A 14,041-nucleotide genomic window follows, 5' to 3' on the forward strand; every position below is an offset into this window, starting at 1 on the left:
AACTATTCGCCGCGTCCGGGCGCCTTGAGATGTAGCTATCGGCGGTTTGCCAAATGGTCAGGCATCTTGCCGTGCGATTTCGACAATCAGCACTCCCTGCAAGGCAGGCCCGAGCACCGCGACACCATCTTTGTAAAGACCATGCCTGAGCGTATCGAGCTGGTCGGAGCCCGTGAAATACCCGTCAAAACCACCCCGGTTCGCATGATCGAACATCGATTGCAGGAACACATCGCGAAGCTTCGGTTCGCGCGAAAGCACCAAATCCCTGCTTTCCGGCGTGATCTCAAGCGACAGTGACACAATCACCAGTGAAGTCACTCTTTCGTCGCGAACCACGGGTACGACAAACTGGTTGCCGAGCTTTATGAAGTCATTCTCGCTGGGCGGCGCCGCCGAATGCGCATCACCCGCCGCGGCCGCATGCTCCTGCTCGGGGCCGCATGGGCCCACGGGCTCTGCCTGCGCCGTCTCAGGCTCCGGAGCAAGAATGACTGCGGCGGCGATACCGGAACCGGTGCCAAGCGCTGCAAGAAGGACGGGAAGTATGAGCTTGAGCATCTGCTTTCCTTAGAAGGGGGCGATGGCATCAAGAACCTGTTGCCCGATCCTTGGTTGCTGCATGTCAGAGATCTGCCCGCGCCCGCCATATGAAATGCGTGCCGAGGCGATCTTGTCATAGGTGATTTCATTCGCGCGCGAGATGTCTTCGGGACGAACATAGCCCGAAACGAGCAGCTCGCGGATTTCAAAGTTCACCCGGACCTCCTGAAGGCCCTCAATCGCAAGCACACCATTTGGGAGCACATCTGTCACCGTCGCTGCAACACGCAGGGTCAGCTTTTCATTCCGACGTACCGAGCCGTCGCCGCTGGCGTCGCTGGCACTGCTGATGGAAATCGCTTCGTCCAAGCTGGCACCATCGGGAAGGTCCTTGTTGACCCGCTGCGGTACGCCGAAAAGATGCGGAAGACCCAGACTCTCGGAACCGCTGCGCGACCGCGAGGTGGCGTTGGAAATCTCGGCCTTTTCGTCGATCTCGATCACCACCGTCATGATGTCACCGCGCTTTTCGGCCCGCCTGTCACCCAGCAGGGATCGGCGACTTCCGCTCCAGAGCGATGCCTCGTCGCGCGGCTCCAACCGGGTGGTGGTCTCCGGCAGGCCGGCAAAGACCATCGCCTGATGTTCCGGCCCTTGGGTGGCCGGGGTGAATTCCGGGGCCTTCCCGATGTGATCCATCTTGCCACAGGCGGCGAGGCCGACACAAAGGCCAGCAATGAAAAGCGTTTTCGTATTCATTTGGAGACTACCACCTGACCTTGAGAATCTATCTGACCGAACACGCTGGTCCGGGAACTTAGGTTCATGACGCGGATGCGGTCGCCTTCACCGCCCCGGCCCAGCGACCTGCCATCGGATGTGATGACTAGTCCGCCTTGTTCGAAAACGAGCGTGACGATGTCGTTGCGGTCGACGATTGCGGGCGGACCGACATCGCCCATCCGCAGGGGGCGCCCGGCGTAAATGGTGACGCGCGCTTCCTGGCCCACCGCATCTTCGACAAGGGCCAGAGTGCCCGGAATCGTCGCATCCGAAATCACCAGATCCTGCTCGGACAAGAGCGATTGCGCGCGAATTGTGCGTGCGGCCACCAGGGTTTCGGCAAAAACGGGTGCCGCAATCAGGCAAAGAGGCAGGGCAAGAAGCGTTTTCATCACCGCACCTGCGTCGTCGCGCCCAGCATCTGATCTGCTGCTGAGATGACTTTGGCGTTCAGTTCATAGCCCCGTTGCGCTTCGATCAATTCGGTCACCTCGCGCACGGCATCGACGGAGCTGTCTTCAAGATACCCCTGGCGCAAAGTGCCCAGACCATCTTCGCCCGGGGTGGCCGTCAGGGCCGCGCCAGAGGCTTCGGTTTCAAGAAAAAGGTTGCTGCCCATCGCTTCCAGTCCTTTCGGGTTGCTGAACCCGACAAGGTTGAACTGTCCCAGCTCTTGTGCTTCGGCGGAATCGTCGAAATAGGCGTAGACCTCGCCGTCGGCATTGATCGAGATGGACCGCGCGTCCGTCGGGATCACGATATCCGGCGCGACGGGAAAGCCTTCGGAAGTGACAATCAACCCGTCTGCGCTGCGCTTCAGCCCGCCGTCACGAGTATAGGCGGCGCGGCCAGACGGCAATGTCACCTCCAGATAGCCCAGGCCGTCAATCGCGATATCAAGATCGCCGCCCGTTGCCGACAATGCACCTTGTTGCAATTGCACGGAAACCGCGGCAGGCCTGACGCCAAGGCCAAGTTGCACGCCGGTCGGCAAGACCGTTCCGTCGGAGGCGTTGATTGATCCTGCGCGGCTAAGCTGCTGGTAATGCAGGTCCGCGAACTCGGCACGACGGGCATTATAGCCGGTGGTGCTCATGTTCGACAGGTTGTTCGAAATGACCTCGACCCGCATTTGCTGGGCGGTCATCCCGGTGGCGGCAATCTTCAGGGCACGCATTCTGCTCTCCTGCTATGATCTATTTGATGAAGGTTTTCATTGCGGTGCGGATCCGCTCATCTTCGGCATCCATGAAACTTTGGCCCATCTCATAGGCGCGCTGCACTTCGATCATCCGGGCAAGCTGGCTGATCGGATCGACGTTCGACGCCTCCAGAAAACCTTGCAGGACACGGGCGTCCTCGACCGGTTCGGCGCCTGCATCGCTGCGGAACAGAACGCTGCCCTCGCGGATCAATCCTTGCGGATCGTTTGGCGCGAAAAGACCGACTTGCCCGATTGGCTGGCCGTTTGCGCTGATCGTTCCGTCCGGGGCGACGCTGACAGGACCGTCGCCGGTTGGCACGAATACAGGCGCTTCGCCAAGATCCAGAACCGGGTATCCGTCGGCTGTCACCAGATTTCCCTGCGCATCGGGCGTGAACATGCCTGCGCGCGTCAGCCGGTTGCCCTCAGGTGTCTGGACCATGAAGAATCCGTCGCCTTCGATGGCGAGGTCAAACGCGTTGCCGGTCTTGGTCAGTTCGCCTTGCGAATACGAGGTGTCCGCGACCCGTGCCGAGGCCATGGACAGGCTGTCCCCGCCCCTTGACCGCATGATATATTCAGAAAAGATCAGGCCTTCCTGCTTGAAGCCCGTGGTTGCGGCGTTCGCGATATTGTTCGCGACGACCTGCATTTCGCGCTTCAGCCCGGATTGACGGGTAAGTGCTGCGTAACCTGCGTTATCCATTTTATCCCCCGATTATCAGCGGCATCAGGTGGTCCTGAAAGAACGACACCAAAGATTGAGTCATGAAGCTCATCGAGAGCCAGAAAACGGCGACGATCGCGATCATTTTCGGAACGAAAGTCAGGGTCATTTCCTGCACCGAGGTCAGCGCCTGAAAGAGGCCGACGCTGACCCCCGCGACAAGGGCGGCGGTCAGGATGGGGACGGATGTGATCACCGCGACCCAAAGACCCTGCCTCATCGTGTCGTAAAAGACGGCTTCGCTCAGCATGACCGCACCTCAGACCGGCATGCGCAGGATTTCCTGGTACGCCTCAACCACCTTGTTGCGGACCGTGACAGCGGTTTCGACCGCCAGTTCGGATTGTGCCAGAGCCTGTACCAGGGCATGTGGGTCCGCCTTGCCGACCATCGCGGCCTTGGCCGTTTCCTCGCCCGCCTGAACGGTCTGGGCGAAGTCCTCTGCCAAAGCGACAAAGCTCTGCTTGGCAGTGGCCGTGGTTTCGGGCGCGGGTTCAAGCGCGGGCCTTGTGCTGGCATAGCTGCGGGCGGCAAAAAGCGATTGGATATCCATTCTGGTCTCCGTTTGAAATTAGCGTCTCAGAAGTTCGAGCAGTCCGGTCGACATTTGCCGGGCCTGGTCGAACATTTTCAGGTTGGCCTCGTAGCTGCGCTGGGCTTCGCGCGCGTCAGCCATCTCGATGATCAGGTCGACATTCGACGCCTCGTAATGGCCGGACTCATCGGCCATCGGATGCGCAGGGTCGTGAATTTTATCCAGTTCCGACCGGTCAAGGGTCACGCGCCCGGTGGCGACGCTCCCAACGCCCGTTTCGCGGTTCACTTCCATTTCGAAAGGGACCAGCTTGCGGCGATACCCGGGCGTGTCGGCATTCGCGATATTCTCGGAAACCAGCCGCAGGCGTTTTGCCTGAGCCTGCAAGCCGCTGGCGGAAACGAAGAGGGATTCGGAAAACGCGCTCATTGTCTACCCTTTCTGGATCAGCTGCGGCCAATACTGGCGCGCAGAATATTGAGGCTGGACTTGTAGACGGCGAGCGCCTGGTCGTGATGGCGTTTCGCCTCCACAGCCTTGACCATCTCCTGCTCGACAGAAACCCCGTTGCCGTTCGGGCTGTGAGAGGCGCTGTGGATGACGTCCACTTCGGCTTTCGCTGCCGATTGGGTACCATTCAGGTGGCCCGCCCGCGTTGCTTTTTGCACGCCCGCCGCTTGCGTATCTTTTGCCGCATAGGTGGCGAAATCGGTGACCTGTCGGGCACGGTAATCCGGCGTATCCGCATTCGCGATATTCTGCGCGATCACGGCTTGCCGTGTTCCTGCATGCTGCGCCAGCGAGATTGCTGTGCGGAAGATCTCAAGTTTTTCGTACATCGGGGCTTCTCCCTCGATTGGCTTCAATCAAGGCTTAACCCCGATTCCTTTAAAAAAAGTTTGTGGAACATTTCAGGAGCGTTCGATGCAAACTCGAGGAATTACAGAACTCAGGCAAAAGATCGCTGGACTGAGCGCGATTCAGGCGGTTGGCCGTGTGGCCGAGGTCGAAGGTACGCTGGTTTGGGTAAAGGGCATTTCCGGCGATGCCCGGATTGGCGACAGGCTTTGTCTTTACCGCCGGGGGGCCGCACCGCTTGGCGGCGAGGCACTGATGATTCGCGATGGCAAGGTTGCGATGTTGCCAGAGGGCAGTATCGAGGGTGTCACGCTGGAGGATCGGGTTGCCGTGCTTGGGCGCAACACACTTGCGCCAACCGATTCCTGGATCGGCCGGGTCATCGACCCATTTGGCCGGCCGCTGGACGGGGCGCCCATGTCCTCCGGAAGTGATGCGAGAGAGCTTCGCGGTGACCCACCGGAGCCGTCACAACGCATGCCGTTGGGCCAGCGTCTGGAAACAGGCCATGCTGTGTTCAACACGTTTCTGCCGATTGCACGGGGGCAGCGCCTCGGGCTCTTTGCTGGGTCCGGTGTCGGCAAATCGAGTTTGCTGGCAAGTCTGGCCCGCAAGATCGAAGCGGATGTCGTCGTGGTGTCTCTCGTCGGTGAAAGGGGCCGGGAGCTTCGGGAATTCGTGGACGAAACGCTCGGCGCGGAGGGGATGCAAAGATCGGTCGTGGTCGCCGCGACTTCGGACAGGTCGCCGCTGGTTCGCAGGCGCTGTCCGCTGGCAGCGATGGCGGTTGCCGAACATTTTCGCGATCAAGGCGCACATGTTTTGCTGTTGGTCGATTCGATCACACGATTTGCCGAAGCACATCGCGAGGTCGCCATCGCATCGGGCGAGTTGCCTGCATTGCGAGGATATCCGCCCTCGACAGCTCACCAGATCATGTCACTTTGCGAACGTGCGGGCCCGGGAACAAGCGGTGCCGGTGACATTACGGCCATCTTTTCGGTACTTGTTGCGGGATCAGACATGGAGGAGCCGGTGGCAGATATCCTGCGCGGTGTTCTGGACGGTCATGTCGTGATGGACCGCAAGATTGCGGAACGTGGCCGGTACCCGGCAATTGACCTGCTTCGCTCCGTCTCGCGTAGCTTGCCCGGCTGCGCATCCGCGGAAGAAAACCAGATGCTGACAGCGGCGCGACGGCTGATGGGATCATACGCAGAATCCGAAATGATGGTTCGTGCGGGGCTTTACAAGGAAGGCACGGATGCGGCCCTGGATCAGGCGATCCGCGCATGGCCTGATCTGGATGATTTTCTGTCCCTGTCGGAGAGCGGTAATTCGCAGGACAGCTTTTCCAGGCTGCACCTGCTCCTGCGCAAGGTCGGGGTGCAGATCGCGTCGCCCAAGCCTGCAATTAAAAGCGGCGGGGCCCGAGATAAGTCAGCGTGATCAAATCAGGGCAACCGGTTCGTCAGAGGCTGGAAGATTGCAGAAGCGTCAGCGCAATCGATCCGGCCTGGTTGACCGGTTGAGCCTGTATCTGCGAGCGCAGCAAATAGGTCTCAACGACTTTGTTCATGGTCTCAGGGTCCGAGATTTTCGCCAGATCGGATGTGCCGAACATGCGTTCGGCCTTGCTCTGAAATGTTTCCAACTGCTTGTCGATGTCCAGCTTGCCAAAGTCGCTCGGAAGCCCCAATGCCGTTTCAAACACGTTCCGCAGCGCGGTGGTGCCCATGATGCGAAACCATTTCGTATCATTCCCGACAGTCGATTGCGCGACCTCAGGAAAGGCCCGCGTAAAATTCAATGCCAAGCGCATATCGTCATCCTGTTCGCCGACGGCGACCTCGAAGCTCTGGCTTTGATATTTCTCCACGATTTCTTGCGGAAAGTCCGACAGCTTGCTGCGTGGGACAGAAAAGTCGCCAAAGCCAAATGCCTTCGAGAATTCCAGATAACGCGAATCCGACAGCTTGTTCGCCAGCGCCGAGGGGTCAAGCGTGCCTTCTTCCAGCACCTTTTGCACCAGATACTTGCTGTCGATATCATCGGACAGCCCAAATGCACCCAATGCGACGCGCAGCAATCGCCGATCTGACACCAACTGCTCTGCGGTCTCGATCTCGCCGATCTTTTCCTTGAAGTAATCGGTATCACGACGGATTTCGACGGAGCCCGCATGAGCATCCATCTGGGTCACCAGCGTCCGATCCAGGAATTTCCACCCGGCCAGACCGGTCATGGGAATGACGGGCTGGTAGCTCATGAGTGATGCGCCGCAAGAAGCCGGTCTTCGCGGGGGATGAGAGCCCGGAGCGCGCGGAGGCATTGGTAGAATTGTTGGCGCACCAAGGCGTCAGTTGCTTGGCCCAGGATCGTCCGGCTGTCATTGTCGGTCAGGATTTGGCTCAATTCCTCAATCCGGCGCAAGAGCTGCAGTTTCACCTCTTCGGGGGCGGCGTCGCCGCTCAACACCAGCTGAGCGGCATAGCACACTCGTCGTACCGGTGTCGTGGCCTCGTCAGGGTGGATGGCGTCACGCAGCCGCAAGATGTTGGCGTTTGGCGAAAGGATCGTGAACCTGCTGCGCCGGTCGCCGTTTTCGATCACGGCACCATTGATCAACACGCGTTCCTTTGGCCCCAGTTTCAGCACCAGACCTGTCATCGCTGCGTACCTCCGTTGCTGAGACCTTTCAGAATGGCTGCGTTGATTTGCAAAAGTGGCGCAACGCTGGCCTCGCGCTTGAGCACTGCGCTGGTGTGAAGCTGTGTGAACTGCGCGAGATAAACGATACGCGCGCGCAGCGATGCGGGCAGTTGGTTCCCGTCTCCGGCAACGTCGACCGCAAGGGCGGTCCAGAGTTTTCGATTGTCGTGCAGAGCCGATACCAGATCCGTAAAACCGGCGGTCCCTCTCAATGCTGCGGCACGGATGCGATGGGTCACCTTAGCGATGAGCTCATATTCAGTGCTTCGCGCGGTGCGCGTCGCGGATGCAGAATTCGAATAGGCGCGTTGAGCCAACATGTGAGCGTTCACGTCACATCCTTCCGGAAATTGCGATGTAGGGGATCAGTGGGGAATGCGGAGGCCCTGTACCGGGCCTCCGCGTAAGTCGCTTAACGGAACAGCGACAGCAGCGATTGTGGCGCCTGGTTGGCAATCGAAAGCGCCTGAACGCCCAGCTGTTGCTGTACCTGGAGCGCTTGCAGCCTTGCGGAGGCCTCTTCCATGTCTGCATCGACCATGGCGCCGATACCCGAGGTCAGCGAGTCCGACAGGTTGGAGATGAAATCGGACTGGGTCGAAATCCGGTTCTCCACCGAACCAAATGCCGCTGCGGCATCGATGGCGGTGTCGATCAGCGTTTCGATAGTGCCAAGCGCGGTGGATGCGCCACCGCCCGTGCTGACGTCGATCGTCGACAATGCGCCGAGCCCACCGGAACCTGCGTTGGTGTACTGGCCGCTGACGGTCAGGTCCGTCGCGCTCGCGTTGGTGAAATCGAGCGTGCCGGGCGTGCCGCTGTCATAGTCGACGGTAAGACCGGCGATGTTCAGGCTGTCGATCTGGCTTTTCAGACCCACGGCCACCAGATCTGCCGTTGTGGTGGATGCAGCATCATCGGCGGAAACCGTGTAGGTGACGGTTTCGCCTGCCACGCTCAACGACACCTTGTCGCCCGCGACCAGTGCGGCACCGTTCTCGGCGATCTCAACCTGTTCGTTGCCGCCACCGCCGTCGAGGCTGAATGCAACCGCGTCACCATCGGAAGACGCGCCAGCCGAACTGCCCGACAGGACGTCATTGGCAGTGTAGCCACCCTGCGAGAGATCCTGCCCGGCAACCGTGATCGAGGAGGACGTGACAGTGCCCGCAGCATCGCGGTCGAGGGAGGACAGAATGTTTGCGCCCCCGGAACCGTTTACAAGGTTGAGGCCGTTGAACTGTGCAGCGCCCACAACCGATGCTATCTGCTCTTTCAGGGCAGAGACGTCGGCGTTGATCTTGACGCGGTCGACGTTGTCTTCCTGCGCGGCAACGATCTTGCCTTTCATCTGGGTAAGAAGGTCGGTCACTGTTTCCGATGCCTGGCGGGCAACGGCGACGGTGGATTCACCCAAGGACAGGCTGTCCGAAATCGCCTTGAAGCCCTGAACGTCCGATTCCATCACTTTCGAGATGGCCCAGACGGCGGAGTTGTCCTTGGCGCTGGCAACGTTCTTGCCGGTCGCGATCTGGCTTTGCGTGTCCGCCAGGCCAGAGTTGATGGATTTCAGCGTTTGCAGAGCAACCATTGCGCTGTTGTTTGTCAGAATGCTCGACATGGCATTTCCTTTCTAAACTGGGCTTTCGGCCCTTTGATAATTGACGCGTCAAATTGCGCCGGATGTGTCATTCTGACCTCTACAGCCCGGTTTTCCGGACGCTGCGCCACCTCATCGGATGCAGGGCTACCTTGCGTCGCAGAACCCTAATGGAGCGCTAATTCCGCCAAACCAGTTACGGCGGATTTTATTCAACTCACGCTCGCTTCTCGAGACGGGATTCGCCGATGCTGTCAAACGCAGATTTCCGGCCGTCCTTGTCATAGGTTTCCAGCGATCGCCGGATTCGACGCAGGCTTCCCAACCGGTTGGCCACGGACCTTATCCCAAGCAGTGCGCGGTCAAGAAGCACCTGATTTCTCGCCATTTTGCGTTGCAGCCGTTCAATCTCTGACACGTCCGCCCCGTGAAGATCGGCCACAAGCGATTCCTTTTGCGTCACCAGCCTGCCGATCTGGTCAAGGTCCCCGGCCAGAAGCGCCGCGCGTTCTGCATCCAGCAGGTCGTCCAGGGCGTCATGGGCCCGAAGGGTTGTCGTCTTACTCATTCTGTCTCTCCTTCAATGCGTGAAAAATCGTTTCGGCCAGGCCAATTCCGCCGCCTGAAACCATGGCGCGCGCCTGTTCCAACCTCAGGAAGGAAGAAAATTGCTCTTCTCCCGCGCCGCCCCCGAATCCGTCCGGCGCCTCGCCCAGCCCGGCGGATTTCAGCATCTCGGACAGAAACTGCGCCTCAAGCTCCTGCGCGGCTTTTCTCAATGCGGAATCCCCGGATGACGTCACCGGAGGGGGAAGTGAGGATTGGATCAACATTGGACGGTCCCGATATGATTCAAGTTTTTTTCGATCTGACGCGACAGCGGTAAAGATGCGGTAACCAACCGGCGCAATACTGGCGCGGTGATCAAAATCGGCAGGAGATCAGGCATGCTGGAAAAAACGCTCCCGTTTACGGCGGGCGCCCCAACGACCAATTATGCCGTCAAGCAGAAGCCTGAGTCGTCGGGGCCGGATTTCAATAGCTATCTGAGCACCGGCTCCTCTGCCGAGAGGGATTCCGAACAGACCGAGGAGGCGGATGCCGATTCTCGGGATGATCAGCGCACCGGCACGGCGACCGAGGCCGCCGCCCCCCCGACAAAGGATCATACGGAGGACAAAAATGCCGGATCAGATGAGGCCGAGCCAACATTCGACGAGCGTGACCCGAGCGGTGCAGATGGTACGACCGCAGACGCTGCGGGGGCTGTGAGCACAGTTGAAACGGCGGAAGAGCAGCGTCCTGACGAAGCAACTTTTGCCAATCTGGCCCAATTTAGCGACGATAAAGGCGGGCTTGACGGGGCTGAGACGCGTGCGCCCGGCCAATCGGTCAACGAGGCCCAACGGCAGATGGGTGTGGCTGCACCGCAAGGCGCCCTTAGCGGCCAATCCGGGCCTCAAACCGCCGAAGCACACAGAGCCGCATCCGCTCAGACAGCCGAGATTGCGAAGCGCGCAGAGGGGCGCGATGCCGCCGAGGACACAGCGCAATCACAATCTGAAGAGGGCGAGGCAGTTCGCGCCGCCTCTGTTCAAAACGCCAACCGTTACCTTGCGACAACGGCCCCGCAGGCTGCTGCAAACGCCTTGGCGGCGGCCTACTCTCTGTCACAGAAGGACGCAGAAGGTTCGGGCGATTCGGACGCTCTGCTAAAGGTGGATAACGAACTGGCAACGCAGGGGTTTTCCGGAAGCGGTCAGTATTCGGCATATGCGCAGGAATTGGGTCAGAAGGCCCCGACTCAGGCGACCTACCGGCCAGAGGCGGTCATGCGCCAAGTGGCCGAGGCGGTCCAACGCAACGGCGATGGCCGCGTGGAAATCCGACTGAACCCGGACGAATTGGGCCGTGTCCATATCCAGATGACAACGACCGACAGCGGCATTGCCATGACGGTCAATGCCGAACGGCCCGAGACCACGGAACTTCTTCGCCGCCATATCGAGATGCTCGCGCGGGAGTTTGAGGGGATGGGGTTCGAGAACATCGAATTTCAGTTCGGCAGCGACAGCGATTCGAACCAGAACGCTTCGCCATCGCAGGGGGCGGCATCGCTTGATGCCATCGCAGCGGCCGCGCCCGAAGATCGCGTCGGCCACTCCCCGATCTATGCCCCGACCGGGCTCGACATCAGAATCTAAGGAACCCTTATGGAAATTTCGAACACCCTCCCGCCCGCCTATTCCGCATCAAGCGATACATCGCAAATAGCCTCCAACGATCCCGCGATCAGTTCTGATTTCGAGACGTTTCTGCGCATGCTTACCGCCCAGATGCAGAATCAGGATCCGCTGAACCCGGTGGATTCCACGGATTATGCAACCCAGTTGGCGACGTTCTCCTCCGTGGAGCAACAGGTGCTTTCAAACGATTTGCTGCGCAATATCTCCACCGCGCTCGACGCGGGTGGCCTGTCCCAACTGTCAGGATGGGTTGGCATGGAGGCATTGTCGACGGCACCCGCGCATTTCTCCGGAACGCCGATCTCTTTGCGGCCAGAGATCCCGGCGGATGCGGCCAAGACCGAACTTGTCGTCAAGGACGGGTCTGGCGCTGTCGTCGAGCGTCAGAATATCACCGGAGAAACCGGGGTGATCGAGTGGTCGGGCAGCACCATTAATGGCAATCAGGCGGCCACTGGCAGTTACAGTTTCGAGCTGAGCGTGTCGTCAAAAGATGGCGAAACGGAGGTGCTTCCCGTCCCGACGTACGACCGAATCGTCGAGGCGCGCACGGTTGCGGGCACACTTGTGCTAGGGCTGGAAAGTGGCACGGATATCTCTGCCGACGACGTTGCAGCATTGCGCTCCACGTGACTGCATTTCGATGCAACAAGCGAGGAAACAAAGGCCCGTTTCGACAGATAGCTCTGCAAGTGAAGGTTTTGAAACAGACTTTGCCCAATAGCTGAGCAAACCACCCAAGCAGACCCGACGTATCGGGCGCGAACTGATCACCATTGTCCAAGCCGTTGAGATGTTTTCACAAATGCACGTTTCTCCGCCTCGCCTTTTGCGTCACCGCCATTATCAAGGCCATTGACAGTGTTGCTTGAAAGCCGCGAAGGCGATTTCGAGCGAAAACTCGCCCAGTTGACGCCAGAAACAGGTTTGAACGGTAGCAGCATCGTGTATAACATCGGGGCTTGAGGTGTGTTTGCGCCGTAAAAGACTGTTTGGAGAGAATCATGAAAAAGTTTTCGATGATCGCCGCAGCTGCTGCTGTTGCCGTATCGACCGCTGCTCCGCTGGCTGCTGAAACCGCAGCTGTCGACAGCGATCCCTTCGTAGCGACTCAGGGCCTGTCGGCTGTTCCGGCAATCGGCATCGTTGCCGGCCTGATGGCAATCGCTGTGATTGCTGCATCCTCGTCGGGCACCTAAACCCCTCGATCGGATCTGAATTTGAATGCGGCGACCCTTGGGTCGCCGTTTTCGTTTCTTCTGTCGCCCATCGGATTTTGACGAGTCTTTCGCAGCAAATCAGGACACGGCCTGGACGGCCAGGGTTGTCAAAATGCCGACAACCACACCCGACACCCACCAGACAGAGCGCATTCTGCCAAGTTTCGGCCCCTCAGGGGGCGTCTGATCTGACTGGCGGATCAGGGCGGCCTCGACAAGCCCGGGCAATCGCGGCCCGAACCGCGCCATGACCTTTGCCGTCCGGCCCAGATCCCGGGCGACGGCGGCGGGTCCGATAGAGCTCTTGATGTAATCTTCGACCACCGGCTTGGCGACTTCCCAGATGTTCATCTGCGGATTGAGAGAGCGCGCGACACCTTCGACCACGACCATCGTGCGTTGCAGCAGGATAAGCTCTGTGCGGGTTTCCATGCCGAACCGCTCTGTCACCTCGAAGAGGTAGGACAAGAGCCGCCCCATCGAAATGCGCGTCGCGTCCATGCCGAAAATCGGTTCGCCCACAGCGCGCAGCGCGCGGGCGAATTCATCCACATCCCGGTCCGCAGGCACATATCCCGCTTCGAAATGCACCTCGGCAACGCGCTTGTAATCGCGCCGGATGAAGCCGAACAGGATCTCTGCATAGACCCTGCGGGTATATTCGTCGATATGCCCCATGATACCGAAATCATAGGCGATGATATTGCCATTCGCGGCGACTTTCAGGTTCCCCTGATGCATGTCCGCATGGAAAAAACCGTCCCGCAACGCATGTTGCAGGAACAGTTGCAGCACCCGTTCGCTCAGCACGCGGCGATCATGCCCTGCGGCGTCGATGGCCTGATTGTCCCCCATCGGAACACCTTCGGCCCATCCCAGCGTCATGACGCGGCGACCGGACAGGGACCACTTCACCTGAGGCAGCTCGAACCCCTCGTCCTTTTCGGTATTGGCTGCGAATTCAGATGCGGAAGCGGACTCCAGACGCAGGTCCAGCTCTCCCATCACGACGCCTTCGAAATGGGCGATCACATCCATCGGGCGAAGCCGCCGCGAGGCGGGTGACAGCAATTCGATCATCCGGGCGGCAAAATAGAACGCGTCGATATCGGTGCGGAAAGCCCGCTCGATGCCGGGGCGAAGCACTTTCACGGCCACGGTTTCGCCGGTTTCGGCAATACGTGCCTTGTGAACCTGCGCGATGGAGGCCGCGGCCACCGGCTCTTCAAACTCCGAGAAGATCTGATCGGCGGGAATTTCCATTTCCCGTTCGACCTCTGCCTTGGCAAGCACGGTCGGAAAGGGGGGCAGCTTGTCCTGCAACACGCGCAGCTGAACGGCCAGCTCGTCACCCACAACATCCGGCCGGGTCGAAAGCACCTGCCCGAACTTGATATAGGCCGGCCCCAGCGCGGTGAGCGCACGGGTGGCGGGGGGCATAGACGGATCGCCCTTGTAGCCCAGCCACTTGAAGGGCCAGCCCAGCGTGCGCGCCGCGATCCGCAGCGATGGTGGCGCGTCGAAAGCATCCAGCACGACGCCCATGGCGCCAGTGCGTTCAAGCGTGGCGCCGGTTCGGATCAGCCGCCAGATGTTGTGAGGTCCGCGCATCC

Annotated in this window: 20 protein-coding genes; 4 read left to right on the forward strand and 16 right to left on the reverse strand. The window is 59.8% G+C overall.

All coding sequences use genetic code 11. The features are described from left to right. Window positions 1-57 precede the first annotated feature (57 nt). From EDD52_RS04945 to EDD52_RS04985, 9 genes are read right to left on the reverse strand one after another with little or no spacing between them, the layout of a single operon-like run. Window positions 58-561: a flagellar basal body-associated protein FliL gene (locus EDD52_RS04945; RefSeq protein ID WP_132242447.1), complete on the reverse strand. Its 504-nt coding sequence runs from the start codon at window positions 559-561 to the stop codon at window positions 58-60. Window positions 562-570: 9 nt separating this feature from the next. Next, window positions 571-1,302, reverse strand: a complete 732-nt coding sequence (flgH, locus tag EDD52_RS04950; protein WP_132242449.1) for a flagellar basal body L-ring protein FlgH — start codon at window positions 1,300-1,302, stop codon at window positions 571-573. Beyond that, a complete protein-coding gene (gene flgA / locus EDD52_RS04955) occupies window positions 1,299-1,718 on the reverse strand; it encodes a flagellar basal body P-ring formation chaperone FlgA (protein WP_132242451.1) in 420 nt (139 codons plus the stop codon). Before flgA ends, flgH begins: the two co-directional genes overlap by 4 nt. Beyond that, on the reverse strand, window positions 1,718-2,503 hold the full coding sequence (flgG, locus tag EDD52_RS04960; protein WP_132242453.1) for a flagellar basal-body rod protein FlgG: 786 nt from the start codon (window positions 2,501-2,503) through the stop codon (window positions 1,718-1,720). The genes flgA and flgG overlap by 1 nt, the downstream gene beginning before the upstream one ends. Window positions 2,504-2,522: 19 nt before the next feature. After that, a complete protein-coding gene (locus EDD52_RS04965; protein ID WP_132242455.1) occupies window positions 2,523-3,236 on the reverse strand; it encodes a flagellar hook-basal body complex protein in 714 nt (237 codons plus the stop codon). 1 nt (window position 3,237) lies between these two features. Continuing rightward, window positions 3,238-3,507 carry a flagellar biosynthetic protein FliQ gene (locus EDD52_RS04970; protein WP_132242457.1) on the reverse strand — a complete coding sequence of 90 codons (270 nt, stop codon included), beginning with the start codon at window positions 3,505-3,507 and terminating at the stop codon, window positions 3,238-3,240. A 9-nt stretch (window positions 3,508-3,516) separates the two neighbouring features. After that, window positions 3,517-3,810, reverse strand: a complete 294-nt coding sequence (gene fliE / locus EDD52_RS04975) for a flagellar hook-basal body complex protein FliE (RefSeq protein WP_132242459.1) — start codon at window positions 3,808-3,810, stop codon at window positions 3,517-3,519. An 18-nt stretch (window positions 3,811-3,828) separates the two neighbouring features. Then, window positions 3,829-4,221: a flagellar basal body rod protein FlgC gene (gene flgC, locus EDD52_RS04980; RefSeq protein ID WP_132242461.1), complete on the reverse strand. Its 393-nt coding sequence runs from the start codon at window positions 4,219-4,221 to the stop codon at window positions 3,829-3,831. A 17-nt stretch (window positions 4,222-4,238) separates the two neighbouring features. Further along, complete coding sequence (locus EDD52_RS04985; protein WP_132242463.1) at window positions 4,239-4,631, reverse strand: FlgB family protein; 393 nt, start codon at window positions 4,629-4,631, stop codon at window positions 4,239-4,241. An 85-nt stretch (window positions 4,632-4,716) separates the two neighbouring features. Between EDD52_RS04985 and EDD52_RS04990 the strand changes: the two genes are divergently transcribed. After that, on the forward strand, window positions 4,717-6,099 hold the full coding sequence (locus tag EDD52_RS04990; RefSeq protein ID WP_132242465.1) for a FliI/YscN family ATPase: 1,383 nt from the start codon (window positions 4,717-4,719) through the stop codon (window positions 6,097-6,099). Window positions 6,100-6,121: 22 nt separating this feature from the next. On the opposite strand, the gene EDD52_RS04995 is transcribed toward EDD52_RS04990, so the two are convergent. The 6 genes from EDD52_RS04995 to EDD52_RS05020 all read right to left on the reverse strand — a co-directional run bounded on the left by EDD52_RS04995 (window position 6,122) and on the right by EDD52_RS05020 (window position 9,795). Then, window positions 6,122-6,919, reverse strand: coding sequence for a DUF1217 domain-containing protein (locus EDD52_RS04995; RefSeq protein ID WP_132242467.1), 798 nt, complete (start codon window positions 6,917-6,919; stop codon window positions 6,122-6,124). Beyond that, window positions 6,916-7,320 (reverse strand): flagellar biosynthesis repressor FlbT, encoded by a 405-nt coding sequence (flbT, locus tag EDD52_RS05000; protein WP_132242469.1) that lies wholly within the window; start codon window positions 7,318-7,320, stop codon window positions 6,916-6,918. Before flbT ends, EDD52_RS04995 begins: the two co-directional genes overlap by 4 nt. Beyond that, window positions 7,317-7,682, reverse strand: coding sequence for a flagellar biosynthesis regulator FlaF (gene flaF, locus EDD52_RS05005; protein ID WP_243651840.1), 366 nt, complete (start codon window positions 7,680-7,682; stop codon window positions 7,317-7,319). Before flaF ends, flbT begins: the two co-directional genes overlap by 4 nt. Before the next feature lie 92 nt (window positions 7,683-7,774). After that, complete coding sequence (locus tag EDD52_RS05010) at window positions 7,775-8,983, reverse strand: flagellin (protein WP_132242473.1); 1,209 nt, start codon at window positions 8,981-8,983, stop codon at window positions 7,775-7,777. A gap of 196 nt (window positions 8,984-9,179) precedes the next feature. Next, a complete protein-coding gene (locus tag EDD52_RS05015; protein ID WP_132242475.1) occupies window positions 9,180-9,530 on the reverse strand; it encodes a flagellar biosynthesis protein FlgN in 351 nt (116 codons plus the stop codon). Next, window positions 9,523-9,795, reverse strand: a complete 273-nt coding sequence (locus tag EDD52_RS05020; RefSeq protein ID WP_132242477.1) for a rod-binding protein — start codon at window positions 9,793-9,795, stop codon at window positions 9,523-9,525. Before EDD52_RS05020 ends, EDD52_RS05015 begins: the two co-directional genes overlap by 8 nt. Before the next feature lie 114 nt (window positions 9,796-9,909). Between EDD52_RS05020 and EDD52_RS05025 the strand changes: the two genes are divergently transcribed. The 3 genes from EDD52_RS05025 to EDD52_RS05035 all read left to right on the forward strand — a co-directional run bounded on the left by EDD52_RS05025 (window position 9,910) and on the right by EDD52_RS05035 (window position 12,407). Beyond that, window positions 9,910-11,166: a flagellar hook-length control protein FliK gene (locus tag EDD52_RS05025; protein WP_132242479.1), complete on the forward strand. Its 1,257-nt coding sequence runs from the start codon at window positions 9,910-9,912 to the stop codon at window positions 11,164-11,166. A 9-nt stretch (window positions 11,167-11,175) separates the two neighbouring features. Continuing rightward, complete coding sequence (locus EDD52_RS05030; protein WP_243651841.1) at window positions 11,176-11,841, forward strand: flagellar hook capping FlgD N-terminal domain-containing protein; 666 nt, start codon at window positions 11,176-11,178, stop codon at window positions 11,839-11,841. A 371-nt stretch (window positions 11,842-12,212) separates the two neighbouring features. Next, window positions 12,213-12,407 carry a hypothetical protein gene (locus tag EDD52_RS05035; RefSeq protein ID WP_132242481.1) on the forward strand — a complete coding sequence of 65 codons (195 nt, stop codon included), beginning with the start codon at window positions 12,213-12,215 and terminating at the stop codon, window positions 12,405-12,407. 99 nt (window positions 12,408-12,506) lie between these two features. Here EDD52_RS05035 and ubiB read toward each other — a convergent pair whose 3' ends face one another. Further along, window positions 12,507-14,039 carry a 2-polyprenylphenol 6-hydroxylase gene (gene ubiB / locus EDD52_RS05040; protein WP_132242483.1) on the reverse strand — a complete coding sequence of 511 codons (1,533 nt, stop codon included), beginning with the start codon at window positions 14,037-14,039 and terminating at the stop codon, window positions 12,507-12,509. Between the last annotated feature and the right edge of the window lie 2 nt (window positions 14,040-14,041).

This window comes from Primorskyibacter sedentarius (assembly GCF_004342065.1).
GTDB lineage: Bacteria > Pseudomonadota > Alphaproteobacteria > Rhodobacterales > Rhodobacteraceae > Primorskyibacter > Primorskyibacter sedentarius.